This is a genomic window from Leptospira fluminis (assembly GCF_004771275.1).
In the GTDB taxonomy this organism is placed as follows: domain Bacteria; phylum Spirochaetota; class Leptospiria; order Leptospirales; family Leptospiraceae; genus Leptospira_B; species Leptospira_B fluminis.
Genome location: NZ_RQEV01000012.1, coordinates 352,106 through 378,514, shown reverse-complemented (window position 1 = coordinate 378,514; position 26,409 = coordinate 352,106). Strand labels below are relative to the sequence as shown.

Sequence of the window (26,409 nt, the reverse complement as noted above, 5' to 3'; positions counted from 1 at the left end):
ATTACTTCCTTTTTTGGAAGAGGGATTTCACCCAGACGAAAAGGAAGAAACCGATCATCCTACTGAGTCGGATCAACCTCCAGGGCCGGACAAGGATCCTCCAAAACCAAGTGAGTCCTTTCAATTTAAAGAAATTCGGGGCCTTCCGGACTTTCCCGGAGAGGATATCCATGGCACCTGCCACTCCGATCACCACCGCATGACCGAAGAACGCGGTGTTATTCTCGATCCAAATCTCCTGGTCGGGAAAATCCATTGCAAGAAATATAATATTCGGACTGGTCTTTCGAATGGATTCCTTCACTAAAAGTTCCCTCTGAGTGTTCATGTATCCGGCGTGACGACCCACGATACGGACCCCGGGAAAATGTCTGGAAAGATTAAAATATACTTTTTCTATAATATCTTCTTTTCCGCCCAACAGGAAAATGGAGTAATTACGCAACTCGCACAACCGGACCAAATCCATCATCAAAGCTATGGTCGGGATCCTTTCCTTGAGTTCGCCTCCCAGGCGTCTAGCGGCCCATTGCAATCCGGCTCCCTCCGCCAAAATCAGGCTCGCTTTCTGCGCGATTCTATGGAGTTTCTTTCCCTTGCGCAAGGCCATGGTCTTGACCGGGTCCAACAGAAGAACGTGATGGTAGTGGTCCTTCTCCTCCATCAAATGATAGATTTTGGCCACCGCCTCGTCCAGGCTGGCATTCTCGAAAGGAACGCCTAAAATGTCCGTCTTTTCCAGATTGTCTATATCTAGAGATTGATAATCTAGAAGATAATCTCGGTCGTCTTTCGCAGAGAGGTGACGGATTTCCCCAGGTTGCTTCATACGGAGCATCCTGCTGGACATAATCTCTAAGTCAATTGAAAGTTCGCTCACATTTTCGGATCTATTCGTTTCTCACTTTCTCCAAGAGTCGAATAGAACGCAGAAAATCCGCGGGTTCGGACGCCCCCGAGATCATGGCGACTATAAAGTTCCCTTTTTCCAAAACGGCAGGGAGAGTCGAGGAATCGATTCCTCCGATAGGAGTCACGGGAATCCGGCTGATTTTCAAGGTTTCTCCCAGAATTTCGGATCCTAGCGTCGGACGAGCTCCCTCTTTGGAGGAAGTCGCAAACACCGGACCGAAGCCTGTATAATCCCAAAATTCCTCCCCCAGGTTGGCGAGTTCTTCCAGAGTATGTGAGGAAGTCCCCAAAAATAAACCGCTTTCGGACAGACGTTTGCGTAGGAACCGATCCGAATTTTCGTAGTCCTCCTTGCCGAGATGCAAGCCGAAACAATTCAACTCCAAGGCAAGGTCGGCATAATCATTCAAGATCAAGGGGAATTCCGGAAATTGCAGACGTAACTTTCTATAGAGTTGGATGATATTCGGGATCGTTTCCTTTTTGGCACGGAGCTGGTAAAAAGGAACGTAAGAACGATGCCGATTCCAAAGTGCCGCCAATTCGGAGGGATCCTTTCCGAATTTTGCACAATATTCCAAATCGAGAATGGGGTATATTCCCGGATCTCTCCAGAAAGAATTTCTCGGCCTTTTGTGCATGGAAAGAATTTTCACAAGGATTTTAACCGCCCCCGACGAATTTCAGAATTTCGATTCGATCTCCTTCTTGTAATTCCACTCCCGACCAACTCTCCCGTTTTACGATTTCCCCGTTTCGTTGGATTGCGACCATTTCAGGCTTCAGTCTAAGAGATTCCAATAAGGCGACTATATCCGGGGAGGAAAGATCCCCGACCAAGATCCGCTTTCCGTTTACGAACATATCATGCACCTCGGTCTAATTCTGCTTCTATTCCGATCGAGAACGGAAACCCGTCGAATGTTTTTTAGTTTACCGTACCTTCCCGAGCGAAAACCTATTACATATATGGCCCTGCTTTTACGGATTCTTTTGATTACATCGGCGATTTTTTTAACTGCCTGCGAACACAAAGAAAGAGATATAAAAGGAACCGCAATGAATACGTATCTAGCGGGGTGCGTAGGCGGCGGCTATACCGCATGCAAATTGAATTGCGAAAACTTGTACGGCGCTTCCGTTACTCCGGACAACGCTCTGCAAATGAACACCTGTCTTTCCAACTGCAACACCGCTTGCAATATTTCCACTCTATGCCTCCAGCTCCAGCAAGCATGCAAACGTGATTGCGGAAACAATTATACGAACTGCTTGTTGATCCTCGGCTCGAACGGAGTGGGCAAATAGGTTCAGCTCCGCGTTAGGAACGCCCTAAAAAGAGAAGCCGCATAGATTCCTGCGGTTTCGATTCTAAGAATGGAATCCCCGGCGCTGTAGTTCCGGACTTTCTCTCTTTCAAAAAGCTCTTTCTCCTCCGCCCGAAAGCCGCCTTCCGGTCCGATTACCGGGATTTTACCTTGAACGGTTTCCGGACCTAAAAATTCCTTTCCCGTCGGATCCAAAACGATCAATTCGGATCCCTCTTTCCGACTTTCTTCCAAAAATGCAGAGAGTTCCAACGGGCCGCGGATCGAAGGTAAAAAGTCCCGACCGGATTGAGCGCAAGCTTCGGCAGCCACCTTACCCATTCTTTCGGGATTCAAATCCCTGCGATCCGAATGTGCAAAATTCAAAAAGATGAATTTCGTAATTCCGAGTTCCGTTCCTTTCTGAATCAACCATTCCAATCGATTCCCTTTCGGAATCGCGGTGGCGATCACGGCGGGTCGAGAAAGGTCCTCTCGAGTTTCGCTCTTCAGGAATTGTCCTTTAGAAGAGGAGGTCGGAACCCGGAAAAAACAACTGAGTCCCTTGCCGTCCTTCAGGATTACGATCTTATCCTCCTGGAAGATTCGCAAGGCTTTGAGATGGGAAATTTCTTCCGGCAAAAGCTTTAGATCCGCTTCCGGCAAAAAACCCGGCCTAAAAAAAACCGCTTCCGTCGACGACATCTTAAAGTCGGTTCAGGTTTTCCAGTTCGAAGAGTGAAGGATCCGGTTTTACGTCCCGATCCACTTCCGTATATTCTAAAACACTAATAGAACCGGTATTCAAATCCAGCATTTCCAACCTGCTCGCAAGGTCTTCTTTCGTCACTTTCTGTTTGGCTTTTACCTTGATCGGACCGTATTTGATGTTCAGCGTCTTATACAAAACCCCGTCCTTATCATGAAAATCCAATCGAATCGGCTTTAAACTTTCGGGCTCCAACAATAGCACCAACTTGGAATAAAAATAGGGAACGATGGGCCTCATCGCTACCCGTTTCATTTTTTTTCCGCCCACTTCCAGATCGCTTTGGACTACCGGATTGTAGTTCGCCTGGTAGGAATTCCCGGAAAGGTCTACGAAACTGAATCCAGTGCTCAGATGACTTTCGTATTTTTCTTCGTCGGTTTTCCGGAAGATCTTCCGCGAAAGTGCGTTGAACGCGTAGATCAATTCCCCGTCTTCCTTGAAGAGGATTTTGTATTCTAATCCCCGTCCCTTGCTTTCGAAGAGGGAGAGAGAATCCTCTCCTTTCCGGAAGACGCTCATGTCCCAAGTCCAACTGTCTCCGGACCGCTTTATCAAAATCAGATTTGCCTTGACCAACCCTTCCGTCTTCAGCAATGCCTGGTCCAGCCGAGCCACTAATTCCTGCGCCACCCTATTTTTTTCCTGGGAGGTCTGGGCATGGCTTACCACGGAAGCCAAGAGAACCAAAGCGGCTAAAACGGCCAGTTTAGGACGGAATCTTTGCAATTCTACAGACCTCTTTCGGATCGGAGAAGGACCCTGTCGGAATCTATTCGGCCCTCAGACTGGGAGCGCTGTAGGAATACAGGCTATGAACCGAACCCTGGGCCTGAGCGGATTCGCTTCTCCTTTCGAATCTCAGTTTTCCTTCCCTCAGTCCTTTGTGAAGTTCCTGGATGCTTTTATAGCCCATATCCTGGAAGGAAAGCCGAATTCCTTGGCTTAAATAAGGAATAAAATTCAGAATGGAGCCCCTGTCTACCACGGAACCGCTCACCCCTTGGGCGACTTTGACCTTTTGTCCTTCGTTGAAATATCGTTTGTCTCCGCCCGCTTTCATGGCTTCAATACTGGCCATTCCTCTATACTTCTTGAGACGGATTCCGTTTTCGTAAAAGTATTCTCCGGGAGCCTCGTTCGTTCCGGCAAACATAAAACCCATCATACAGGCGGAAGCTCCGATCGCTAGAGCGTTGGCGATATCGCCTATATTCGAAATTCCACCGTCCGCGATCACGGGAACGTCATGTTTCGCCGCATGGAAAGCGGTTTGGTAGACAGCAGTTGCCTGAGCTCTACCGACCGCCATCGTATCCTGCGTGATGCAGATGGAGCCTGGTCCCATACCGATCCTGAGTCCGTCCGCTCCGGCCTGAATGAGATTTTCCGCCTGCCCTCTAGTGACTACGTTTCCTCCCACCACTTCCAGATTCCGAAAATTCGCTTTGATGAACTTCAGCATCTCGATCTGATAGATGGAATTTCCTTGGGCGGAATCGATGAAAATCACGTCGACCCCCGCTTCGTACAGAGCCGCGACCCTATCTCTGGACTCGGGCAACGTGGAGACGGCGGCTCCGCAACGGAGTCGCTTGTTTTCGTCCTTGGACGAATCCGGAAAATCCTTGTTCTTCTTTAAGTCGGATCGACTTACCAAGGAAACCAACCTGCCGTCCTTATCGATGATCGGGAGCTTTCCGATTTTTTCCTTTTTGATAATGTCGTTCGCTTCTTTTAAAGTGATTCCGGCTTTTCCCGTAATGACTTCGGTGGTCATCACCTTGTCCACAGTGATGTTCCTTTCCCGTTCGAAATCGATGTCCCGGTTGGTAACGATCCCGATCAGCTTCGAGTTTCTGGTCCCGTCTTCCGTGATAGGAATGCCGGTAAATCCGTGTTTCTCTTTGATTCTGTCCAGATCGTGGATGGAATGTTTCGGACCTAAAACGACCGGATCGGTGATAAAACCGTTTTCGAACCGTTTCACTTTCGTGACTTCCGACACCTGTTGGTCGATCGTATTATTGTAATGAATGATTCCGATTCCCCCCATCAACGCCTGAGCGATGGCCATAGAGGATTCGGTAACCGTGTCCATAGGGGAACTTACGAAGGGACGTTTTAACCGGATTTTTTTTGTAAGCCTGGTTTCCAGTTCGACTTCGGACGGATGAAAATCGATAAAGCCGGGCAGGACCAAAAAGTCCCTGTACGTAAGCCCGATCTGTATGTTGAAAAGCTCTTCGCCCGAAAGGCCGTCTAAAAATTGGGAGTCGCGGTAAGATTGGTTTGACATTAGTGTACCTTACCTATTACATCAAAACGAAGCGAAAGGCTGGAATCAAGAGAATTTCCGCCCCTTACACCTGAGAATTGAATGGAAAAGGTCGAACGTAAGCAAAGGGACCGCGAAATCATTGCAGAGCCTGAAAAAAAGCTCCATATCATCGGAAAATTCCTGTTAAAGTCCGAACTTCTGGTTCGGGACACGGACTCTAACGATTCCGTCCAGCTCCTCTCCGTCAGTAAAGACGCCAAAAAAATCCTAGTCCAAGGAAAAGCGCCGGAACAATTCAAATTGAATTCCCATGTGGTTTTGTACAAACTCCTGGCCCGGTATTTGGAATTGGAATGCGAGGTCGTAGACGAGCGTCCGAACAACCAGTATGTAATGGAAGTGGAATCCGTGTCGATTGCGAGTCGGGAACGCCAATTTATGAGGATCAAACCTCCCGACGGAACCGTCTGGATCACGAATTTGCGAACCAGTAAGACCACGATCGACGCGAACCTATTCAATATCCCGACCTCGGTGAAAGTGAATTTTGCGGATTATGAACGGATCCTAAAACCGAAATTCGACATTCTGAAAATCGACGTTTTCCGGTCCATAGGGGATAAGTTCGATCTGGTTAAAAAAACCGGAAAGATTCTCTACATACCGAATACGCAAAAACCGGAGAGTTATACGACCTCCGACCCGAACGGATACGTGGACTACGAGCACGAATTAGGGGACGAAGAGGACGTCCGCCGGAAAATCATCGAATACGCGAACCAAAAGATCAAATCGGAACTGATCGTCCCCGTCATTTATATCAACCACGACGAGCAAGCCATCCCTATCGGATACGTTTTGGTCCAGAATCGGAATAAGGAAATCGACATGGCCGAGGTGATGGAGATCAAAACTCTCACTTTCGAGATGGTGGATCGGATCCGGGAATCGAATACCATTCTAGTCAAAGAGCGTTTTCCGGTCCTGGATCTCTCCACCGGAGGCCTTCGGGTCAAAATCAATCATCCGGATCTGAACGACGACCTCCCCCGCCGAATCGGATTCACCTTCGACATCTTTTTTAAAATGCAGGCACCCTTGACGGCTTACGGAGTGGTTCGTTCCGTCGCCCGAGATGCGGAAAATAACATGTATGTGGGAATATCTCTGGAAGGGAATTCTGCCCGCCCCGGGGAGAAAAAAAGATACATAGACAACGTCAATCGCCTTCTGGTGGATTCCGGCGCGAAAGTAAATCCGAGTTAGGAAGATTGGCTTCCCGTCAAAACCCCTGACCGAGTCCGCAGGTCGCATCTTTCGGAATTTCCTGCCATTCCCGCTCGTCCGTGTACCGGGCAAGAAGTTGTCGATTTCCTCCCAAATTTTCCCTAAGAATCTCTTCGAGGCGATTTTTAGAGAAGAGATCAGGCGACTCCGTCAATAATTTAAGTTTTTCATAATATTCTTTCAGATTGGAATCCGCGATCCGATTTTCCCCGCTATCGATGGATTCCAAATAGCCCTCGGGTAAATTCCGCCCGAAATGGCCGATACGCCAAGGACGGGCAGATTTCAGCTTGCTTAATAAGGGATCGGTCAACGCGTAAACATCCACGATTTTCCTTTCCGGCCCGGAATAGTACCCGAAATATCCTACGTTCAAGGTAGCGCAGACGGAAAACCGGGAGGGAGAAGCGCTTTTCTCCTTTTTGTACTTCCTACCCTGCTCCGCCCAACCGTGATCCGGATATTCAGAAACGAAAAAGGACCGGAAAAAATTCGCGTTCGGAAAATACATACTTTTCTCATCCGCGATTTTACCGTCCATCCTGGCCCGGGAATAAGTCGCGGTGGTATATAGATACGAACGAGGATTCAGGATCATAAAAAAAATAAAACACAAGAACCCGAATACCGCAACGGATCGATGACGGATTTTAGTTAAAACGAAGACCGCAGCAACGAACGGAAGAGAAACAAATCTTCCGGCCATAAAATCCCCGCCGATCTTTAGGATATAAATCAGATAAAAAAGAATTCCTAAAATCGGAAAAAGAAATTCCGGATCGAATCTTTTTTTCCGATCCATAGCGAAATACACGATCGGAAAAGCCAAGGCTAGGATGGAGACGGGATCCCAGAGGACGGAATTTCTCAAATACAGAAATCCCGAAAACCAAAGCTCTCCGGAGGGAACCCCGGTATTCAATTTCGCATACGCGGTGTTCGGAAACGGATAACCGTAATAGAGTAAAGAAAAAACGATCCAGGCCAAGGCGGGCAGGAGTCCGAGACTTCCCCATCCCATCCAACGAATCGTTTGTCCGTTCCTAAAAGAAGTAAGAAATAGCCGGACGAGATAAGGGACTCCGAAAAGAACCGTATCCTGCCGATTTAAGTACGCCAAAGAAAGAATCAATGCGAAACCGAAAACGTCCTTTCCGTTCGGATTCGAAAGCAGCGTTTCCCCTTGCTTGAAAAGCAGGATTAAAAGTAGAAAAGAGGCGGGGTTTTCCAAACCCGAGGTGGAATAGTCCACAAAGGCCCGGCAGGAAACCAAAAGCAGAAGAATCCACGCAAACGTTTCCTTCTTTTCCGATCTAGACCGGACCAGCAAAAAAGAGCTCCCGAAAATGCAGATCCAGGAAAGCAGAAGAACGGCATAAAAAAGAGGAATTTTCAGCGCTCCGAAGAAAGCGATGCCGAACATCCACAGCGGATGAGTATAGACCTGCACCCTTTCGTATACGTTCCATCTCAGTCCGAAGCCGTTCAGAAAATTTTCCACGGTCCGAAAAGTGATATAGGAATCCTCTCCCACCCAGGAATTCATTAAGACTACGTAACCGAATAAGATTACTGAAACGGAATCGAGAGATTTTGCGCAGGATTGCGAGAAGATCCTATCCGAGATTCTATTGAAAAAAGACGGTTTCATTTTATCTATTTTATCTATTCCTAAAATACTCTAAAATTTCGGCCGCTCATTTCCAGGTTCCGATCTGCCCCTTCAATCGGTCCGACTTGATTTCCCGCAAATTTCGGAAAAATCTTCCCAAAATCGGATCCAACTCTTCCTCTCGCCAAATCGTTCTTCTGACACTTTCCGCCAACGCAGGATTGGAAGCGAGCACGGTTTTCATTCTAGGATCGATCTTATCGATGTCCGTCTGAAAAAAAGCCACCCTGCTTTCCGGCCATCTCTCTCTTAATTTCGGAAGCAGATCTTCAAGATCCGACGGGGTCGCCACTCTAAGTACGATCTTAGAGAAGAAATCGACGCCCGCCATATAGGCGATGGAATCATCCGGAAAGATCCAAACATCCGCGGAGGAGGAACGATAGAAAGCATCCGACTTTTCCTGCTGTTTTCTCCCTTCGCCTATATATCTTATACCGGCGAGTCCCATCAGGAAAGAAAAAGACAATCCCGCCAACAGGACGTACCTGAATACGGCGGCCTTCCTTCTTCTTTTTAGAAAATAGAAATATTTGGAAAAAAGAATCACGAACGGAAACACAACCGGACCGAAGAAACGAGGTCCCCAATTCGTAAATCCGTCGTTCGGGACGATGACCAGTACCAGAAGTATGTATGTCAAAGAGGAACCGAGGATCAACTTGTTCGTTCGCGAGAGTTTCTTCCAAGAATACAACAAAACCGGAAAAAGCAGGAGAGTCGTCGGCATATATCCGAAATATCCCAACTTAAACTCCCCGAAAAAGAGAAGACTTTTGGCCCATCCTAAGCGGACGAGAAACGGTACCCCCAATCCTTCCCGATTGATCATGTATCTCGGGCCCAAAGGATGTCCGTAATCTATAAAATTAAAAATACTGAATGTAGCAACAACTAGGCCCGCACCTAGAATGAAAAGCGTCGATCTCCTGATCGTTCTTTTCAAGTTCGCCTCTTTCCGGCTCCCGATCCGGGAAAGAAAAATCCACAAGGCCAAACTCGCACAATAAACCAATCCTTCGTGCCTGAACCATACGGTGAGTCCGCACATCAGTCCGGACAAAAGGAAACCTAGATCCGAACCTGGTTTCTTAACGGCTAAGGATAAGGAAAGTAAGCAAAAAAGAATGAAAACGCTGTGTTCCGAATACTCCACGGAAAGAATCCATAGGAACGTACACAAAACGCTGACAGTTAGTATAAACGGCGTCGGTCGCCAATATCTTGCGTAAGCGACTAGGCAAAGAAAAAGACCGAATGCGCTCGCATACGGCAGAGATTCGAATCCGAAGATCCAAATCCAAGGCGCCGAAATCACCGCGAATGCGACCGGAAACGCGCTTAGATTCCGTTGATCTATCTGGAGGAATACGTTTCCTTGTTGGGGAAAGAATTTGAACGCTGGGTCCACCGCTTTTCCGGGATAATACAATTCCTCCGATTGAAAACCGTTTTGGACTAGAGAATACGCTTGGACGGCTTTGTTATGTATGTCCCAATTAAAGGAATATCTAGGCTTTAAATACGAGACGGAACCGAGTAGCACGGCCGCCAATACGAGTAAAGTCAGAAGTCTAGAGCTACGAAGTACTCGATTCATGAATCGCAAGTATCCTGTTGTACGGGAAGGAATATGTAAAGGAAAATCCGAAACTTCGGGAGTCAGAATCGGAGACCCGCAGTTTCGGGAGAATTTACTTGACCGGTATCGAAAACTACATTTCCTAGTTTTCATGTTTCGAGCCGCACTGCGACGTTTAATTTCCTTAACCGATTCGAAAAAAGGATTCGTTCTTTTCGGCGCTTCTTTTCTCGCCCTTTTTTTAACCTGGCAGTACCAAACCGGAATCCGAGTCGGAGACGGGGCCATCAAGCAGCAGCAGGTGGCGGACTTGTTGGTCCAAGGATTTCCGGATTTTTCCTGTAGATACTTCGGAAAGGATTTCGATCCTACGTTTCGCTTTCTCCCGATGACCATCGAAAAGGGAGATACGATGGCTCATTCTTACCGGGGAAAATGTTATTACGTTTTTCCTTTCTATTACGCCGCCGTCCAAGCGCCGCTCGCTCTCCTTTTCGGAAGAGTAGGCAGTTTCATTTTATCGCTGATCTCTAGCTTGGTATGTCTAGCCTTCCTGTACGAGATCTCGAAAGAATTGGATTTCAGGAACGGCACCAGATTTTTTTTCATATTATTTCTGTTAGTCGGTTCCACCTTCAGTCTTTTTTCCACGGATATGTCCGAATACATCCTTTCCATGGCGGGAGTCACCGCCGGCCTGTATTATCTATTACGAACCGAAAAAGAGAAAGGCCGCGAAACCAAAGATGCGATCTTAGCCGGAATCTCATTCGGACTTGCGGCTCTTTTCCGACAGGAAGTGGTATTGTTGGCGGCTTCCCTGACTTTTTCCCAAGTCCTTTTCATGCCGAAACGATTCCGATTGCTATGGTTTCCCGCCGTGTTCGGAGTTTTATTTCTTTTGCAGGCGGCGATCAACGACACGGTAGTGGGACATCCCTTCGGGTCCCGCGGTTATTTGCAGTCTTTTTCTCCGAAGGAATTCGATCCTTGGGCGCAACTTTCTTTCTTTTGGGAGCTGATCGCTTTCGGCCACGGATCCATCGGGTTATTCGGAGCGTATCCCATCCTTCTCTTCACTTGGAAATCGACCCTTAAAGATTCGAAGATTCGGACCGTTTTCGTGGGAATTCTATTTTTTATTCTCTTATCTGCGGCTCTCACTTCTCCTAAATTCTGGCAGGGGGTTCTTTTCGGGCCAAGGTTCCTATTGACGGTCACACCGATCCTACTTCTGTTCGCTTTTCATTCGTTGGAAAGCGTCGACATCGCCGGTTCTAAACTCTTGAAAGTAATGGCGGCTGTAGCGATCGGATTTTCCGTTCTTGGAGTCTGTACTTACGACGTAATGTACCATAAATTCACGAAATCCATCGTTTTGGAAAACTCCGAATTGGATTCTTTTGCGGAAAAGGCCGTCGTTTACAGAAGAGGGAGCGCCATGTTTCCTCCGAATTCGTTTCGGACGGAAAGAATGATCTTCGAACTTCCCGATGAAGCGGAATTCGACGTACTTTTGACTGGACTCTATGGATCCGGTATCCGAAGGTTTACCGTAGTCGGCGCTAAGGATGCCTATCCCAAGGAAAAATTAGTGCCGAAATCGAACCGGTTCGAAATCTCTGAGATCTCCTTTCATAAAAGTCCTTCTATCCATTTAGAAACCGTGGAAATCCGACCGATACCGAACCGCGCTGATCTGGAAACGTTGCATGAAAGCCGTTAGGCATTATTTTTTCGGAATATTTAAATTCGACCCTCGTGAAATCGCCCCGCTAAACGGATTACGAAGCTTAGGTTTCTTTTTAGTCGTCGCGGGTCACATGTACCGCCCTTTCGAATCGAAGATCCAGGATCCGAATGAATTCGCCCGGAACTTCTTCAGCTCCGGAAGTTTTGCGATGGATATCTTTTTCGTACTGAGCGGTTTCCTGATTTCAGGCCCGCTTTTCCGGGAATTGGACCGCTCCGGAACGATCCGGCTCGGGGTGTTTTTTTCCAAACGGACGATTCGGATTTTTCCCCCGTATTTCATTTTTCTGTCCTTACAGACTTTCTTGCTGTTTCCTCTGTTGATCAAACTCCAGCCCGACTCCGCAAACGAATTGATCCAGTATAAGAGCAGGGCCATATTCGATTTTCTGTATATATCCAATTATTTTCCGGGAACGGTTCCACACGGATGGTCCTTATCCTTGGAAGAGCAGTTCTATCTACTCTTCCCGCCCTTTCTACTCGTCTTTTTCAGAAGAATCCCGGAAAAATACAGGATTTATACGTTATTATCCTGCATTCTATTCCCTACGATGTATCGGTTTATAATATTCAAATTAAGGATAGAAGGAATTACGGATCCGGTAGTTTCCAAAGCGTTATATCACGAGCTGATCTATTACCCTCTCCATACCCGATTGGATTCCCTTTTTACGGGAATTTTGCTCTCCTATGTCTTAAACAGATATCCGGATCGCATCTTCGAATTCCTAAAAGACGCTAAAAAAAGGAGAACTCTTCTACTTGTCTCCGCTGTCGCCGTTTTCTATATTATTTTCTTTCTCTACGAATTCAGCCCGGATCCGATTTCCATGGTCTTTCGTTTCAATCTGAACGCTTTCGCCTGCGCCGCGGTGATGCTTCTGTCGCTGAGGCCGGAGTCCTTGTCTTCCAAATTACTTTCGTTCCGGATATTCTCCCCCATCGCGAAATTATCCTACTGTGCGTATCTGATCCACTTTTTCCTGGCGGGCATTTTAACCCCGCTATTCGTGGATGTGAATCATCCTAGATATTTGGATTTTGCGCTGGCTTTCGTGCCCGCAGGGTTTATCGTTCTATTCTTCGGATATCTATTCCACTTGGTCGCGGAAAGACCTTTCATGGTCTGGAAGGAATCCAGGTACGGAAAAGAGGTGATCCTATCTAAAAAGGAGAACGCTTTTCCAGCGGCAGGAGAAACGGGTTGAACTTCTTCATGCTTTTTTTGTAATTCTCGGAATTGTCGACCGGCTTCAATCTTTCCAAATTATAGAAACAGAACCAAGGATTGGAAGAATAGGAGGTGCAGGCTTCGAATCTTCCGATCGAGACGTTCAGAAAACGATCCTCTCGGGTTTTGCTGTACAAGACTCTCGCTAATTCGGCGCTTTCTTCCAGGAAGATGGGGTCCTTCGGAAAGATCCGGACTAATCTTTCCGAAATGGCGAAGGCTTCCCGTAACTTTACGATTTTATAATCATCGACGAAATTCTCGTCCAGTACCAGATCGTTCAGAAGATTCCTGGAACGGAATCCTTTGGTTAATGAGATCTGCTCCGAATGCAGATATTCGATGTGAAGCAAAAAACACGCGGAGCATAGGAAAAGAAAAGCGACTCCGACGGAAAGATACCGCCCTATCCCTTTCTTAAAAACCGGGATCCCGTTTTTAATGGGTGCGGAAAACTCCGGAGGCAGGGAAGCGAACAGCAGGAGAGAAAAGGCCGTGTGCAACCCTGCAATGTTAAACGAATAGTTCGCCATGGAATAGACACCGAAGCAAAAAAGGGAGATACGAAAACCGAAAGCGCTGCTTCGGAATTGGATCCTATCCGCTTTCAGAAACGGAAATAATGCGAAGAAAAAACACCCGAGTAAGCCGAGTGCGGGGAAAATCCCCCAGTTCAAACCGACCTGAAGGAATAGATTATGTACGTGAATCCTTCCCAAATCCTCCTGCATAAAAACGCCGGGGGGGAGATCCAACGGATTTCCCCAGACCAATAAACCTTTGTATTGGAATGCTCCGATTCCGAAGATCCAATTATCCACCAAAGCCCGAAGAGCCAATCTCCAGAGCAAAGTTCTTGCCCACAAGGAATGAAAATTGTCAAAGAGAGGAAACTTGAAATTCTGAAAGAAAATCCAGGCGAAGAGGCCGAGAAGGACGACCAAGATCCCGACGAACATTAAACGTAGTTTTTCGGAGACGAATTTCAGGAAAAAGAAAACGAATACGGTCGCAAAGAAAGCGATGTAAAGACCGCGAACATGAATGACGAACGTGCCCGCGGCCAACAAACAGAAACAAACCAGAAAAAAGGTCCTGGCCTTCCATTTCTGAGAGCAAAAAAAACCGTGAAGAACCCAAGGCATGGAAAGCGAAAGCAAGGTCGCTATATCGTTGGTATTCGTTCCGGCGAGTATGGTCTTCTTTACAAAGATCAAGGATGCGAGTCCATTCTGGAAGGAAAAGAAAGAAAGGGCCGCGAACAAAAAGAAACCGCTTACGATGAATAGTGTTCCGACGGATCTTTGGACGATGGAACTCCATGCGGAAGGTGCGATATTTACGAATAATAGAAAGAGGCAGATCGGAATTCCTTGTAGAAAAAACCCGTCGGCAAAATCGAGCACGGGAGTCTTTAACCCCGCATAAAGCCAAGGGAGCAAAGCGTATAGAAGTAAAAAAAGGACGAAGGACTTAGGAACGCGGTACCTAAGCACATTGATCGTTCGGAAACCCAGAATCCGATCCGCGAGGATGCCGAGTAAAAAGAAGAACGTTAAGGCCCCTTTGTACGGAGTTTGGAGTTGCAACGCCAAAAAAGGAAGGCTCCCGTAAAAACAAGCCAGGATCAGATTCGTCCCGACTCTGGATGCGCCTCGAACATAACGAACGATGAGAAAGACGATCACGCCCATATAGGCGAATCTTCCGAACATCTTCAACCTAGGAATTTCGGTGTTGATAAGATAGGAAGTGAATAAGGCGGTGGAAACGGAGGCGTATGCCAATCCGAATAGCAGGCCGAAATCCAGGATTCTTTTCCGTCGCGCGTCTTTCCTGAGCCAAAGATAAGCGTAGCCCAAACTTACGATAAAGAACCCGCCCAAGATCAATTCATAAAGGGAGTTTCTGGAGACTGCCGGATCGAAGCCCATCCGCATAAAAAGGACGGAAAAGAAGATTATATTCGCAGCTCTTTTTAGCGACTTGAAGTTTTCGCCGAAAAAGCCGATCGTCCCTTTAGACATTATATTCGAATCCTTTCATATTGCGGGATCATTCTGGGAAGTCATCCCACTTATTTCCAAATCCTCCTGTACAGATCGGATTCCAGCAAATTAACCGGATCCAGTTTCTTTTTCAAGGATCTAAATTTATCCAGGCTCTTTTTCGGGAAGGCCCGATTCAAAATCTCGGGACGAAGAGTACTGTCTTTAGCAAAATAAAATTTCCCGCCGTATTTTAAAACGATTTCGTCCATTTCCTTTGCCAGTTCCCACAGCTTTTCCTTATTCCCTTTCGTCATCGGAAAATCCATCGCCATGGAATATCCGTCCAAAGCGTGCGTGAGAAGGAATTTATCCGGGCGGTGTTTCTTAAATACGGCCAACCAAGTTACGATTCCTTTTTTTTGTCCCGCTTTGAGAAGCTCCTCGAATCCGCGAACGGCATTCTCCTTCGGAAGGAAACTCTGGTATTGTATCATCGCGCCCGGTTTGTACATAAATTTCCAATTCGGAACGTAATCCAGGAGAAACGCGTATTCCGCATGTCCCTGCATATAGGGCTTATTATTGTTCAGAAATCCCGAAATCCACTTTCCGAAATTCACAAAACGCATTCCGAATTTGTTGCTGAACGGGTACATGAAAATCCACATCCACGATTTAGGAATCAAACCGAGGAAGGTAGAAGGAAGAATCTGGTTTTCGATCTTGCAGTTTTCCGGGAAGTCGGGATCTTCCCCCGCTTTCAAGTGAACCGCCTTGTGGATCTGTCCTCTTCCGAGCTGTTTGCCCGAAGCGAACGCATCCACCCATCCCACCAAATAATCCGAGTGCTTGTACTCTTTTTCGAAATAATCGAACATCTCCTGGAGATTGAACGTATTGACGGGCCAAACCCTCATCTTTCCGGCATGGATTTTCTTCATCCGAATCGTAACGGTGAGAAATGCTCCTAACATTCCGAAGCCTGAAATTGCGGAGTAAAACAGATCCGGATTCTTTTTAGGATTAGCGACGTGCTCTTTTCCGTCCACGGTCAAAAACGTGAACTCTTGGATATGATCTCCGATGGGACCCACCGCGAAATTATTCTTTCCGTGAATATTCATGGAAAGTGCGCCGCCCAAGGTCGGAAACATAGTCCCGCTCACTACCGGCGGCCAAAAACCTTTTTCCACGCCGAATTCCCAGAGCTGCTTGATGGTCGCTCCGGACTCAGCTTTTAACACTCCAGTCTTTTGGTCGAAGGAGAGAATCCGGTTAAAATCCTTGATATCTATGATGATGCCTTTCTCGTTCGTCGCCGCGTCGCCGTAACTGCAACCGCCCCCTCGGAACGAAAGCTTGGCTCCGGTGGCGCGGGCATAGGCAAAAACATCCCGAAAATCCTCTTCCGATTTCGGATAGAAAACCGGACTCAAGGAAAAATGATTCATTCCCCAGGCTTCCACTTTTTTAGGAGTCCCTAGTTTGGCCTCGAAGGCCGCCCTATCGAAAGAGACTCCTTTCTTTTGAATCTTAGTTGTTTGTACGGATTTTTTTTTGCGTGCAGTAGCCATATCGTCTGCCTTAAAAGGTCGCGTTCACGTCTAGATGGAAAGCCTTCTGAAAATAAAGGAAGGAATAGAACGGATGATCAACGAAACCAGAGCCCAGCGAGCCGGAACGTAAAAATCTTCCTTACCGGAATTCACTTTTTGAAGGATCGTACTCGCCGCTTCCTTAGCAGTGATGACCCAAAAAAGTCCGGACAGCCCCTCGGTCATAGGAGTCTCTATCATTCCCGGGCGCACCGTTACGACTTGGATTCCTTTTACCGCCAATCGATTTCGCAAAGCTTCTAGATACGTGGTCATCCCCGCTTTGGAAGCGTTGTACACGGGATTCGATCGGCGTCCTCTATCTCCTGCAATCGAGGAAATCCCGACGATTTTTCCGGATTTCTGGTCCTGAAAAAATTTAGCCGCCAAATCCAGCCAAGCTACGCATCCTAGCAGATTGACCTCCAGCATTTCCAGATCCTTTTCGATCGAAAATTCGTTCGGTTCTATCCTGTGCATCACTCCGGAAGAGTAATAAATTTCGTCCAGTCCGCCAAGGGATTTGATCGCCTTTGCAAAAACGGAAGGGACCTGAGAATATTGCGTTACATCGTGTTTGAAAGTGAACACCTGGCCGGTCTTTGCGCTCGATACGGACCCGAGGAGATTCTTGAGCTCCTTTTCCCTTCTCGCAAACAAAGCGACTTTGTGGCCTTCTGCGATAAGCTGGGTCGCGATTTCTTTCCCAATACCGCTGGATGCCCCTACAACGATGATCTTTTTAGCCATACCTGCCTTTTTAAGGAAGGGAGTTCCCGTGACAAGTCTTTCTAGCTCCTCTGTCTTTCCCCTCTTACGTATCATACGGCGATTTCGGTTCCGATCGACTCCCGTCCTGTCCTGCCTTTTCCAGATAATCCGCAAGAAATTTCCTAGACTCGATCCAATTTCCCGTTCTTTGGTCCAGTATTTCCGCCGGTTTCCAGAATCCCTTATAATCCATTTTCGGGTGACCGGGTAAAAAAAGGCCGAGATGGTATTCTAGAAACCCTTTTTCCTTGGCCCAAAGAAGAGATGCTAGGATCAGAAATTTTCCCAGACTCCTAGTGTGGAACTCGGAATCGAAGACGGAATAAACCGCGGAAACCGCCACCTCTCCGCAGTCCAATAGGATCCAACCGAGCAAACGTCCTTCCTTACGTATTTGTAATTCGACCGAATTTTCGGAACCTAAGTACATCTGCCCGAACATCGTTTCCTGCAATTCAGAGTCCGTATTGCCGTAGCTTCCCGGGTGTCTTGCGTTCTGGTATTTCACATACAATTCCGCTTTTTCTGGTGTCATCTCCGGAGAATGCACCGAGGGAATCAGATCTACGTTCCGCTTCCCTAACCTTTTCAGACTTTTCGAAATCGTAAATTGATGTAAGGGGATACGATAACTCAGGCAATGTATACAAGAGTCGCAGGCCGTCCGGTAAAAGAGTTCTCCAGACCTACGAAAACCGGACGCCAAAAGGAAATCCAGCGCGGAAAGATTGGGAGGTTTCTTGGAAAGAAAACCCTTCACCTTCGAAATTCGATCCGGATAATAGGAACATTCACCGGGAGGGGAAGAAGGAATCGATTCCAAAAACCGAAGGTATCCTGCGTTCATCTTTTTCAGATCCGAACCGAAACAGGAAACCCTTTCCGGCCGGAATAAACAACACTTAAATCAGGAGATTTTTTCCGTTGCCAAAGAAAAGCACCGGGAGGATAGGACAATCGATGGTACTCCGTCTTTTCATGGAAAATTTCAATCGTATCTCTGCCTATCGACTCGCCTTCGGATGGACTGGTCTCAGTTTTCTCTTTTATTTCCTAAGCCGACCGAACTTTCTTTTTCTTTGCCTTGGACTGGGTTTTTTCTGCCTTCTGGCCGGAATTTTTTTCCCCCATTCTTTCCAGGAAGTCTACAATCGTTTCCGGTCCGCAGTGCTCGGAATCGCTTCCTTCCTGGTCTCCCTTTTCCTACTCATCGGATACCTTCTTTTTTGGAGACCCTTTCTACTACTAAAGGGAAACCGGGAAGAATAACATTGCGAAAATTCCGGATGCATTGTGACGGAGCTTCCAAAGGAAATCCTGGGCCTTCGTCCATCGGAATCGCGATCTACGAAGGAGAAGAGGAAATCCATTCCATTTCCGAAAGAATAGCGGACGGCACGAACAATACGGCGGAATGGGCCGCCTTGGAAGCTGGCCTAAAATGGTGCCTGGAAAACGGAGCCTCGGAAGTGGAAGCTTTTCTGGATTCCGAACTCGTGGTAAAACAATTCAAAGGGGAATACAAAGTAAAATCCCCCCATCTCTCCGAAGCGAAGAAAAGAGTTCAGGCATTGAGCTCCCGGTTGTCGGGTTTTAAAATTTTTCACGTCCTGCGCGAAAAAAACAAGAGAGCGGACAAACTTGCGAACCAAGCGTTCAAGACCCGAGAAGAATCGGATTAAAAAAAGAACTTTCCTTCTCCCGCAAATCGGAGAACTCTCTTCACAAGATGATTCGCTTTTTCTCGACCTGGATTCCGATTTTGGCGCTCCTCTCCTACGGTTGCGGTAAGGATATCGCAAGCAAGATGCAGGAATTGAAAGACCGGGGAAACTATCTGGAGCTCTCCCTACTCTGTACGGAGCACCGGGAAAGGGAGTACAAAAGCTTCTGCGATGCTGCCTGGACGGAAACCTCCGCCAAGATCGACGGCATCCTTTCCCAAAAAGCGGAACTGCCTTTCTTACGGATCTCCGTGGACGAAGGTACCCGCAAACAGGTAGAAGAAATTCTGTCCAAGAACCCGGAGTTTCGGGAGAAATACCTTCCCCTCTGGAAAAAGTTCGTGCAGGAATGAGTTCCGCCTTAGCGCAAAATCTCATTCGGGCAATTCCTTCTCCTTATTTGGAAGATCTATTGGAAATTTCCCGTACCGTCCGATCGGACGGGGGAGAAGCGTACTTGGTCGGAGGGTCCGTCCGCGATCTGGTATTGGGAAAGCTCCCACACGAGTTCGATTTAGCCGTATCGAGCCATCCCGACCGAGTCCAGAAATTGTTCCGGCGAGTGGTTCCTACGGGGATCAAGCACGGGACAGTTACAGTGCTCCTCCGGGATCGCTCCTACGAATTGACCACGTTTCGTAAGGAGGAGGAATATAAGGACGGAAGGCGGCCGGAACAAGTTTCCTTCGGAGTCGGGTTAAGCGAAGACCTGAAAAGAAGGGACTTCACCATGAACGCTCTCGCGTTGGACCTTCTTGACGAAAAATTAATAGATGAACACGACGGCCTACGGGATATCTCCGAAAAAAGGATCCGAACGATCGGAATCCCCCAAGAACGTTTCCGAGAAGACGGTTTACGTCCGGTACGAGCGATTCGATTCGTATCCGCCCTAGGATTTCGGATCGATCCGGAAACGGAAAAAGCGATAGAGGATTGCCGCCCGATCACCGCAAAGGTCTCGGCCGAACGGATCCATGACGAATTTCTAAAGATCCTGAAGACGGAAGACCCGAGTCCTTCCCTAAAACTTCTAAAACAATACCGGATATTCGAGCTGTTCCAGGGAGAAAACCTGTATAAAAACGCCGTACCGGACTGGGAGGAAAAGATACACTCCCTCTCAAAACTCGCAGCGGATCCGGATCGATTACGAATTTCTTATTTTCTAAAACTCACGTTCGGGGATTTCGGCTTTTCTGAAGAGGGAAAAAACTTCTGCAAAACCCTGCGTTTTTCGAACCAGAAGACCAAAGATTCCCTTTTTCTTTACGAAACTCTGGATTCCCTCCTGAAAGAGAAGGAACACTTATTTTCCCCCGACCGGATCAGAAAAAAAATTTTGCATCCTTGCGCGCAATATTCCGGACGAGATTCTCTCCGACAACTTTGTTCCGAGCTAGCTTCTCTTTGGACGGTGTCAGAAAATTCTTCTCCCGCTTGGTCGAGCTCAGCGGAGGAAATTCTTCGACAAAACCCTCCCCTTCTTCTCGGAGAATTGAAGATCAATGGAACCAGTTTGAGGAATGCACTTCCGAAACTACCTCCGCAAAAAACCGGAGAGGTTCTGAGATTCTGCCTGGAAGCTGTTTTGCAGGAACCGGAAAAGAATTCTGCGGAAGAATTGTCCGAATTGGTACATAAGAACTTTCCGGAATTCTTATAAACCTTCCGGGCTAGAAGACATGCTACTTTGAATCTATTGATCTGCAAAAGTCCGGAAAAAGCCCCCTCCTGCTCAAAATATAAGCAAATCCATCTTGCCTAAATATTAGGCACACTGTAAGAATAACGTAATCTCTTAAAAATAAGACCATTCTTACTACAGATAATTTCCCTTCTATTCTTGTTTTTGAGACATTTTTTGTCGCATTGCCCATTTTTTTTACTCTGGCACGCTAGTTGCATAGAAGGCAGCATAGGAGATTTAGGAGAATGATGAGAACAAAAACAATTAGCCTCATTGCCTCCCTGGCCCTGATGAGCGTTTCTTCGGTTTTTGCCCAACCCGCCAAGAAACCCACAGAAGCCGCGGTGGAAGCTCCGGCCGCTAAAGAGCCTGAGCCGGTCGAACAAAAATGGTACGATAAGGTAGAGTATTCCGGATTCGTAGACGTGTACTACATGTACAACAACAACCCCTTGCAAGGAAACTCGGTCGATACGACCCGCGCTTTCGAAACGAACAACAAAAACTTCGCGATCAACGCGGTATCTTTGGTAGTTCAAAAAGTCGCTGAAAAATCCACTCCTTGGGGATTCCGCGTAGACTTCCAAAACGGACAGAACAACGCCTTCCAAGAAACTCCGTACACCACTTCCAACCAGATCTACAACATGAACATGTTGAAGCAAGCGTACGTGACGTTCTTCTTTCCCGTTCTGAAAGGGATGACATTGGACGTAGGTAAGATGGCCACGCACATCGGTTACGAGGTTCTCGAATCGATGAACAACCCCAACTACTCGATAGGGGCCATCTTCCAGAATACGATCCCTTTCATTCACACCGGTGCCCGCTTAACCACCCAGTTTTCGGATAAATGGTCAGGAACCTTTTATCTCTACAACAGTGGACAAGGTACCGGTTATCTCGCTCCCACCACTGCGGCTCTGACGGATACGACTCATAGCCCGTACGTGGAAGCATACACCCAGCACAAATCCGTAGGTACTCAGCTGAAAGGACAATTGATCGAAAACAAATTGGCCATCACCTGGAACACCATATATTCTTCGGACTTGGCTAACGGACGTACGGACGTAAACAAAGCCCTGATGGCGAACTACCTGCAAAACGGGGATTTCAACGTCGTAGCGACTCCGCAAAGCAGTGGAGGACTTCTTCCTACCGCTTCTCGGAACCATTACAACAAGGACTACTGGTTCATGAACCACGCGATCCTTTCCATCACTCCTACCGATCGCATCCAGATCGATTTGGATTATACTTGGAGCCAAAAAGCAGGTTCCCTCTCCAACGGAGGATTGGCCCAGCAAGGTTACAACGCGAACAACAACGTGACCCTTTCCGGGCTTGCCATGGGACAGGTCACCTCCGAAAACAACAAGAGCATCTACAAGGCGTACGGAGTCTTCTCCAAATTCAAAATCAACGAATCCTGGGGAGTGAACATCCGCTACGAATACTTGGATGACAAACACAATAACGGTGCACTAAACACGTTCGCTCCCGGCGCCTTCGGTTCTACGGGAATCAACACGTCTCTTAGCACCTATCACGTAGCTACCGATACGGCGTTTGCGAACGCGATTTTGGCGGCCAACCCCCGTCTCAACAACACTCTGAATGCGGGGATTGCTGCCCTAAACGCCCAAGGATACAACACGCCTACGGACTGGGTTTTGGCTCACCTGAGCGACAACTACAAACACTATAACGGCGCCAACAACTACGGTCAGTATAGAACGTTTACTGTAACTCCTGTCTGGAACTTTACGGAAAACTTATTGATCAAGTTGGACATGAGACGCGACTGGTCTCTCGGAAAACAATTTGTGGATGCATCAGGACATAGAAGAAGCGACCAAATCGGGTTTACTCTCGGCGTAGTCGCGAAGTTCTAAACCAAACCTTTCCCCTTGTTATGGAAAAGGCGCCCTTTAAAAAGGCGCCTTTTTTAATTTCCGTCTGTGTACGTGGGGGCTCCCTTCCTTTGCTTCGCTCGGGTCGCTCTGGCCACGCAATCGCGAGGTTGCAAGTCCTGAACGCGGGTTCGATCTTACTGGAAAGTTAGATATCTGAAACGAGAAAACCGAGTTAGACGATACTAAAAAATCTTATCTCGTATCGAAGAAATAACCCATCTGCAAAAGGAGTTGAGGATTGGAAAAGTTTCCCTTGCCGACACCCACACCGACTTGCAAAAAGAAATTTCCGAGCAGAATATCGTATGTCAGACCGATATATCTTTGGCTCAAGAAAACCTTCTGGTTTTCTCTGCTTTTGTATTCGAGGAAAGATTCCAAAGTAGGATTCAAGTTGGAAACGTAGGAACGAATGATCAGATCGTCGAAGGTAGGATTCCAGTGGTTATAACCGGGAACATTCAAGGCGCTAGGATATCTGTTCTGACCGCCGTGACCCACTTGAGGAGCGTACGGATCCACCGCATAGCTTCCGGCTACGATCGAAACGCTATGAGTGATTACGGGAGTCTTCCAAAAACTATAACCTAAATCCACCTGGCCGCCCCACCAATGGGGTCTCCAGTGGCCTCCGGAAGCCCGAAACACTACGTCTTTATAATAATATCCTAAATTTAGGTTCATACTCCCGGGAGATCCGATCGTAGCGCCGTAAACCAGAAAGTTCGTGATTTTCGGACCGGCCTTCTTGGTTTCCACGATCGTAGGTTCTTCTTGGCCGAACCTGGTCTTTCGATCGGGATCCGGCGACCATTCCGGCTGCTCGGATCCTTTCTCGACTTTATCGTACGTTTGGGCAAAAAGCGAGAACCGGACGTCGGTCGCCAAAATGAGAGCGATCGATATCGAGAATAAAAAATTCCGCATAGAGTTAAAACCCAAAACTTAATCCCTTCAACAAAATGGCTCCCTCTACTACGACTCTGTCGCCTTTCGTCAGACCTTCCAGCACGTTCACTCTTTCCCGGCTAGAAATCCCCAAGGTCACTTCCCTTCTGTAAAAATCCCCGGGAGCTTCCTCGACGAACACGTAATTCCGTCCCTCGACCGTAACGATCGAATTGAAAGGCAAAACCACCGTATCTCCCTTGGTTTCTTCCGGAAACTTGACGACCGCGTACATTCCCGGTTTCAACTTATATCCGTTGTTCATGATCTCGATCCGCACTTTGACGGTTCTAGTGATCGGATCCACGTTGTCTCCCAGAGACTGAGCCACGCCGCCCCATTCCTCGTTCGGAAAAGAGGAGAATTTGACTTTCACCTTCTTTCCTTTATTCAAATTCTGTAATTGAGATTCCGGAACGTCGCACATGATCCAAGCCGTTTTAGCTCCGGCGCGATTCAAGGAAGCGGGATTCAATCCTACCGCGCGCAACTTTCCTTCGAATTCCGCTAATTCCGCCGCGTCGTTATCCGCGTTGGTTTCGGCCTCCACCAGATCTTTCTCGGTGGCGACCCTGTGTTTGAACATGTCTTGGATCCTGGCCAAAGCCTTCCGAGAGCGACTCAAGCTGTTTTTGGAATGAATGTATCCCACATATAGATCGTTCAATTCCGCCGACTCGAAGAGGATGATGGGCTCTCCTTCTCCGGAAACGGAAGGCGAGGTCGTCGCGATCAGCCTCGCAGGCGCCTCTACGTTGACGAAGTCTCCTTCCTTACCGATCGTAACGCTTCGGATGATCTGTAGACCCGGGCTTCCTTCTTTAAATTCGACCCTCTCCCCTTTTTCGGATACGATGGGTCTCCCCGGAGGACGAGCCATCTTTTTGGGACCCTTGTGCAGGAAAGCAGCCGCAACGGAACCGATTCCCGCCAAAACGATCAACGTCAGCCAAAATTTGTTCTTACTGGAAAGACGAATATTCATACGCAACACCCTATTCCCGACCTGATTCCGTCGAAGGTTTGTAGTTCGGCACTAACACACCGGAACCCACGGAGTAATTCACTCCTTCTATCGCATCCATTCTATCCGTCTGGAGACGGAGCATCTCAACGATACTGGACCGATACGTTTCGAAGAAATCGGCAAATTCTAAAATTGAAATATAACGCTTTTCGTAACTCAGGATCATATCTTGGGCAAGATCCGAGTAATCTTTCGTATAAGTGTTTCTAAAACGACGATACAGCATATCCTTCGCCTTAGCGGTGGCTAGGGCCACATTGACGTCGTTTTCCACTTCCAGGATCGTATTTTTTAATTCCTGTTTCCGAACCAGAACGGACTTTTCCGCCGCCTTAATATTCCCTTGGTTCCTGTCGAACAGAGGGATGTTCAACTGGGCCGTAACCCCCCAATAGTTTTGGAAGGCCGTTCCTCCTCGGTTGTACATAGGACCGAAAGCCAAATCCGGAATCGCGTTCGCGTGCTGTAATTCCAGATTTGCTTCTTCGTATCTCAAGGCCTGGACCGCCTTTTTCAAGTCGGGTCTGAATTGTCTCGCAGTCTGTAAAATATCAGAAATCTTTAATTTGCCCGGCTCTATGTTCTCCACGAATTCCTGATTTAACACCGGTTCGAAGGCGATGTCCAGACTCATGAACTTATCTTCGTTTAACAGCACCCGTAAATCGGCCTCTTTTTCCAGCACCCGGATGCGCAGGTCTTCCCTTTCCTTACGGAGGAAAAAGAGCAGAGCTTTCAAACGAAGTAACTCCGCCTGCAAAATCGCCCTTCTTTTGTAGGCAAGTTCGGCGGAACTGACCGTTTTTTCCAGGGCTTCCAAGCTACCGTCATAAAACGAAATCGCTTCCCGGTAATAATGGATAAAGTATAAGGTCCGTCTCAATTTGGACACGAGAGCTCGAGCGAGGTCGTAGAATTCCTGCTCGCCCATTTTGGCGCTTAATTCCGCGACGCGGATCCGTTTGTCTATCTTCCCGCCGAGCAGGAACAATTGCTGGATCTGGTAAACCGTCTGACCGGCTCGGGTAAAATCGAAAAACCTACGGGTCGGTTCGGCAAAAATACTCTGATCGATGAAGATACTGGGATTCGCATACAATCCGGCCTGCTCGATTCCGGCTTTTTTGGCGTCGATATTGTACTTCGCAGCCAAAAGTAGAAGGTTGTTCTTCCAGAGGAGCTCTTCCGCTTTTGCCATCTCTAACCGCATTTTGATCTGCAGGTCTTTATTGTCATCAGGTGAGCTTCCGATCTTAGGATCCGTTGTCGGGAGCACTCCTTCCTCGATCGCAAGAACCTCCTTCGGCGAAACGAATTTCTGTGATTCTTTCGTCTCGGAACTGTCGACATTCGTCGAGGCAATCAGAAGTAGTGCGAATACTTTAGTTTTCATCGTATGTATGGGTTTTCCATGTCCTATAAAATCGAAGAGAATCGACTAGCGGACCTTTAGATCGATATCCGGGCGGCGAAATTACACTTACCCGAAGAGACTAGAATCCCAGGTGCGCTAGGGTAAAATTTAAGAGAGGGCCGGAGGAGGTAGGCTCGTTAAAAGAAAAGAAACTATGTTCTTTGCCCAGGTTTTTTCGTGCGAAAAGAAATGCCCGGAGAGGAACACAGGAGGAATCCACGGGAAGAAAGAAGGTCCTTCGGACAATAACTCGACAGGTCTACTGTCTCTTTCCCGAGCGGGTGCAAAAAAAAGAGGATCTGAACCCGTTAAGTCCGATTCCAGAAAGACTACCGGACTTCCTTTCTTTAGGGCTACGCTGGAAATACGGGATGCTTCTCCTTGGTCGATCAGATCGATGGAGGAAGAAAAAAGTACTAGTGCAACTTGGACAAGGACTAGTAAAATGTACAACGCGCGCCGCACTATAAGGCCAGGGAATAATGTGCGTTCCTTTTGTCAAGGAGAACAGTTTAAAAAATTATGATCTCTTAT

General features: G+C 47.5%; 24 protein-coding genes. 9 read left to right on the top strand and 15 right to left on the bottom strand.

Translation table 11 applies throughout. The features are described from left to right. Position 1: 1 nt before the first annotated feature. From EHO61_RS13725 to thiS, 3 genes are all read right to left on the bottom strand, one after another. Positions 2–829: a WecB/TagA/CpsF family glycosyltransferase gene (locus tag EHO61_RS13725; protein WP_135769349.1), complete on the bottom strand. Its 828-nt coding sequence runs from the start codon at positions 827–829 to the stop codon at positions 2–4. Positions 830–890: 61 nt separating this feature from the next. After that, complete coding sequence (locus tag EHO61_RS13720) at positions 891–1,553, bottom strand: thiamine phosphate synthase (protein WP_135814246.1); 663 nt, start codon at positions 1,551–1,553, stop codon at positions 891–893. Positions 1,554–1,575: 22 nt separating this feature from the next. Then, positions 1,576–1,776, bottom strand: coding sequence for a sulfur carrier protein ThiS (thiS, locus tag EHO61_RS13715; protein WP_135814115.1), 201 nt, complete (start codon positions 1,774–1,776; stop codon positions 1,576–1,578). A gap of 57 nt (positions 1,777–1,833) precedes the next feature. Here thiS and EHO61_RS13710 point away from each other — a divergent pair, with 57 nt between their 5' ends. Further along, on the top strand, positions 1,834–2,220 hold the full coding sequence (locus tag EHO61_RS13710; RefSeq protein WP_246032136.1) for a hypothetical protein: 387 nt from the start codon (positions 1,834–1,836) through the stop codon (positions 2,218–2,220). A 2-nt stretch (positions 2,221–2,222) separates the two neighbouring features. On the opposite strand, the gene EHO61_RS13705 is transcribed toward EHO61_RS13710, so the two are convergent. From EHO61_RS13705 to guaB, 3 genes are all read right to left on the bottom strand, one after another. Next, positions 2,223–2,924 carry a 16S rRNA (uracil(1498)-N(3))-methyltransferase gene (locus EHO61_RS13705; RefSeq protein ID WP_135814114.1) on the bottom strand — a complete coding sequence of 234 codons (702 nt, stop codon included), beginning with the start codon at positions 2,922–2,924 and terminating at the stop codon, positions 2,223–2,225. Position 2,925: 1 nt separating this feature from the next. Next, a complete protein-coding gene (locus EHO61_RS13700) occupies positions 2,926–3,696 on the bottom strand; it encodes an outer membrane lipoprotein-sorting protein (protein WP_210415347.1) in 771 nt (256 codons plus the stop codon). A 64-nt stretch (positions 3,697–3,760) separates the two neighbouring features. Beyond that, on the bottom strand, positions 3,761–5,287 hold the full coding sequence (gene guaB / locus EHO61_RS13695) for an IMP dehydrogenase (RefSeq protein ID WP_135814113.1): 1,527 nt from the start codon (positions 5,285–5,287) through the stop codon (positions 3,761–3,763). 81 nt (positions 5,288–5,368) lie between these two features. Here guaB and EHO61_RS13690 point away from each other — a divergent pair, with 81 nt between their 5' ends. Beyond that, on the top strand, positions 5,369–6,535 hold the full coding sequence (locus EHO61_RS13690) for a DUF1577 domain-containing protein (protein WP_135814112.1): 1,167 nt from the start codon (positions 5,369–5,371) through the stop codon (positions 6,533–6,535). A gap of 16 nt (positions 6,536–6,551) precedes the next feature. On the opposite strand, the gene EHO61_RS13685 is transcribed toward EHO61_RS13690, so the two are convergent. Then, positions 6,552–8,207, bottom strand: coding sequence for a hypothetical protein (locus EHO61_RS13685; protein WP_135814111.1), 1,656 nt, complete (start codon positions 8,205–8,207; stop codon positions 6,552–6,554). Between the two features lie 46 nt (positions 8,208–8,253). Next, a complete protein-coding gene (locus tag EHO61_RS13680; RefSeq protein ID WP_135814110.1) occupies positions 8,254–9,828 on the bottom strand; it encodes an LA_3751/LA_3752 family putative glycosyltransferase in 1,575 nt (524 codons plus the stop codon). Between EHO61_RS13680 and EHO61_RS13675 the strand changes: the two genes are divergently transcribed. Together EHO61_RS13675 and EHO61_RS13670 are read left to right on the top strand one after the other, a co-directional pair. Then, positions 9,827–11,536, top strand: a complete 1,710-nt coding sequence (locus EHO61_RS13675; protein WP_246032135.1) for an ArnT family glycosyltransferase — start codon at positions 9,827–9,829, stop codon at positions 11,534–11,536. The genes EHO61_RS13680 and EHO61_RS13675 overlap by 2 nt on opposite strands. After that, the gene (locus EHO61_RS13670; RefSeq protein ID WP_135814109.1) at positions 11,523–12,773 is read left to right on the top strand and encodes an acyltransferase family protein; all 1,251 of its coding nucleotides are present in this window, start codon (positions 11,523–11,525) and stop codon (positions 12,771–12,773) included. Before EHO61_RS13675 ends, EHO61_RS13670 begins: the two co-directional genes overlap by 14 nt. Here EHO61_RS13670 and EHO61_RS13665 read toward each other — a convergent pair. The 4 genes from EHO61_RS13665 to EHO61_RS13650 all read right to left on the bottom strand — a co-directional run bounded on the left by EHO61_RS13665 (position 12,730) and on the right by EHO61_RS13650 (position 18,000). Further along, positions 12,730–14,823: an O-antigen ligase family protein gene (locus tag EHO61_RS13665; protein ID WP_135814108.1), complete on the bottom strand. Its 2,094-nt coding sequence runs from the start codon at positions 14,821–14,823 to the stop codon at positions 12,730–12,732. The genes EHO61_RS13670 and EHO61_RS13665 overlap by 44 nt on opposite strands. 50 nt (positions 14,824–14,873) lie before the next feature. After that, complete coding sequence (locus EHO61_RS13660) at positions 14,874–16,361, bottom strand: FAD-binding oxidoreductase (protein WP_135814107.1); 1,488 nt, start codon at positions 16,359–16,361, stop codon at positions 14,874–14,876. A gap of 30 nt (positions 16,362–16,391) precedes the next feature. Beyond that, positions 16,392–17,132 carry an SDR family NAD(P)-dependent oxidoreductase gene (locus EHO61_RS13655; protein ID WP_135814242.1) on the bottom strand — a complete coding sequence of 247 codons (741 nt, stop codon included), beginning with the start codon at positions 17,130–17,132 and terminating at the stop codon, positions 16,392–16,394. 64 nt (positions 17,133–17,196) lie between these two features. Beyond that, positions 17,197–18,000, bottom strand: coding sequence for an arginyltransferase (locus tag EHO61_RS13650; protein WP_135814106.1), 804 nt, complete (start codon positions 17,998–18,000; stop codon positions 17,197–17,199). A 113-nt stretch (positions 18,001–18,113) separates the two neighbouring features. Here EHO61_RS13650 and EHO61_RS13645 point away from each other — a divergent pair, with 113 nt between their 5' ends. From EHO61_RS13645 to EHO61_RS13625, 5 genes are all read left to right on the top strand, one after another. Next, positions 18,114–18,422 (top strand): hypothetical protein, encoded by a 309-nt coding sequence (locus EHO61_RS13645; protein ID WP_135814105.1) that lies wholly within the window; start codon positions 18,114–18,116, stop codon positions 18,420–18,422. Between the two features lie 17 nt (positions 18,423–18,439). Continuing rightward, positions 18,440–18,835, top strand: a complete 396-nt coding sequence (locus EHO61_RS13640) for a ribonuclease HI family protein (RefSeq protein ID WP_167884880.1) — start codon at positions 18,440–18,442, stop codon at positions 18,833–18,835. Positions 18,836–18,882: 47 nt separating this feature from the next. Beyond that, complete coding sequence (locus tag EHO61_RS13635; protein WP_246032134.1) at positions 18,883–19,230, top strand: hypothetical protein; 348 nt, start codon at positions 18,883–18,885, stop codon at positions 19,228–19,230. Further along, the gene (locus EHO61_RS13630; RefSeq protein WP_135814103.1) at positions 19,227–20,543 is read left to right on the top strand and encodes a CCA tRNA nucleotidyltransferase; all 1,317 of its coding nucleotides are present in this window, start codon (positions 19,227–19,229) and stop codon (positions 20,541–20,543) included. Before EHO61_RS13635 ends, EHO61_RS13630 begins: the two co-directional genes overlap by 4 nt. Positions 20,544–20,815: 272 nt before the next feature. Further along, the gene (locus EHO61_RS13625) at positions 20,816–22,465 is read left to right on the top strand and encodes an outer membrane beta-barrel protein (protein WP_135814240.1); all 1,650 of its coding nucleotides are present in this window, start codon (positions 20,816–20,818) and stop codon (positions 22,463–22,465) included. Between the two features lie 213 nt (positions 22,466–22,678). On the opposite strand, the gene EHO61_RS13620 is transcribed toward EHO61_RS13625, so the two are convergent. Genes EHO61_RS13620 through EHO61_RS13610 form a run of 3 tightly spaced genes read right to left on the bottom strand, consistent with a single transcriptional unit; the run spans position 22,679 to position 25,854 of the window. Further along, entirely contained in the window at positions 22,679–23,413 is a 735-nt protein-coding gene (locus EHO61_RS13620; protein ID WP_135814239.1) for a hypothetical protein, read from the bottom strand. Between the two features lie 4 nt (positions 23,414–23,417). Further along, positions 23,418–24,419 carry an efflux RND transporter periplasmic adaptor subunit gene (locus EHO61_RS13615; protein WP_135814102.1) on the bottom strand — a complete coding sequence of 334 codons (1,002 nt, stop codon included), beginning with the start codon at positions 24,417–24,419 and terminating at the stop codon, positions 23,418–23,420. 10 nt (positions 24,420–24,429) lie between these two features. Next, positions 24,430–25,854, bottom strand: coding sequence for a TolC family protein (locus EHO61_RS13610; protein ID WP_246032133.1), 1,425 nt, complete (start codon positions 25,852–25,854; stop codon positions 24,430–24,432). Positions 25,855–26,409 lie beyond the last annotated feature (555 nt).

Excerpts from the sequence above, each read along its gene's own strand:
- EHO61_RS13675 (WP_246032135.1), top strand. The coding sequence starts at position 9,827 with ATGAATCGCAAGTATCCTGTTGTACGGGAAGGAATATGTAAAGGAAAA.
- EHO61_RS13665 (WP_135814108.1), bottom strand. The coding sequence starts at position 14,823 with ATGTCTAAAGGGACGATCGGCTTTTTCGGCGAAAACTTCAAGTCGCTA.
- EHO61_RS13650 (WP_135814106.1), bottom strand. The coding sequence starts at position 18,000 with ATGAACGCAGGATACCTTCGGTTTTTGGAATCGATTCCTTCTTCCCCT.
- EHO61_RS13635 (WP_246032134.1), top strand. The coding sequence starts at position 18,883 with ATGATTCGCTTTTTCTCGACCTGGATTCCGATTTTGGCGCTCCTCTCC.
- EHO61_RS13640 (WP_167884880.1), top strand. The coding sequence starts at position 18,440 with ATGCATTGTGACGGAGCTTCCAAAGGAAATCCTGGGCCTTCGTCCATC.
- thiS (WP_135814115.1), bottom strand. The coding sequence starts at position 1,776 with ATGTTCGTAAACGGAAAGCGGATCTTGGTCGGGGATCTTTCCTCCCCG.
- EHO61_RS13710 (WP_246032136.1), top strand. The coding sequence starts at position 1,834 with ATGTTTTTTAGTTTACCGTACCTTCCCGAGCGAAAACCTATTACATAT.
- EHO61_RS13610 (WP_246032133.1), bottom strand. The coding sequence starts at position 25,854 with ATGAAAACTAAAGTATTCGCACTACTTCTGATTGCCTCGACGAATGTC.
- EHO61_RS13670 (WP_135814109.1), top strand. The coding sequence starts at position 11,523 with ATGAAAGCCGTTAGGCATTATTTTTTCGGAATATTTAAATTCGACCCT.
- EHO61_RS13720 (WP_135814246.1), bottom strand. The coding sequence starts at position 1,553 with ATGCACAAAAGGCCGAGAAATTCTTTCTGGAGAGATCCGGGAATATAC.
- EHO61_RS13630 (WP_135814103.1), top strand. The coding sequence starts at position 19,227 with ATGAGTTCCGCCTTAGCGCAAAATCTCATTCGGGCAATTCCTTCTCCT.
- EHO61_RS13625 (WP_135814240.1), top strand. The coding sequence starts at position 20,816 with ATGAGAACAAAAACAATTAGCCTCATTGCCTCCCTGGCCCTGATGAGC.
- EHO61_RS13655 (WP_135814242.1), bottom strand. The coding sequence starts at position 17,132 with ATGGCTAAAAAGATCATCGTTGTAGGGGCATCCAGCGGTATTGGGAAA.
- EHO61_RS13680 (WP_135814110.1), bottom strand. The coding sequence starts at position 9,828 with ATGAATCGAGTACTTCGTAGCTCTAGACTTCTGACTTTACTCGTATTG.
- EHO61_RS13620 (WP_135814239.1), bottom strand. The coding sequence starts at position 23,413 with ATGCGGAATTTTTTATTCTCGATATCGATCGCTCTCATTTTGGCGACC.
- EHO61_RS13705 (WP_135814114.1), bottom strand. The coding sequence starts at position 2,924 with ATGTCGTCGACGGAAGCGGTTTTTTTTAGGCCGGGTTTTTTGCCGGAA.
- EHO61_RS13660 (WP_135814107.1), bottom strand. The coding sequence starts at position 16,361 with ATGGCTACTGCACGCAAAAAAAAATCCGTACAAACAACTAAGATTCAA.
- guaB (WP_135814113.1), bottom strand. The coding sequence starts at position 5,287 with ATGTCAAACCAATCTTACCGCGACTCCCAATTTTTAGACGGCCTTTCG.
- EHO61_RS13685 (WP_135814111.1), bottom strand. The coding sequence starts at position 8,207 with ATGAAACCGTCTTTTTTCAATAGAATCTCGGATAGGATCTTCTCGCAA.
- EHO61_RS13645 (WP_135814105.1), top strand. The coding sequence starts at position 18,114 with ATGGTACTCCGTCTTTTCATGGAAAATTTCAATCGTATCTCTGCCTAT.
- EHO61_RS13615 (WP_135814102.1), bottom strand. The coding sequence starts at position 24,419 with ATGAATATTCGTCTTTCCAGTAAGAACAAATTTTGGCTGACGTTGATC.
- EHO61_RS13725 (WP_135769349.1), bottom strand. The coding sequence starts at position 829 with ATGAAGCAACCTGGGGAAATCCGTCACCTCTCTGCGAAAGACGACCGA.
- EHO61_RS13690 (WP_135814112.1), top strand. The coding sequence starts at position 5,369 with ATGGAAAAGGTCGAACGTAAGCAAAGGGACCGCGAAATCATTGCAGAG.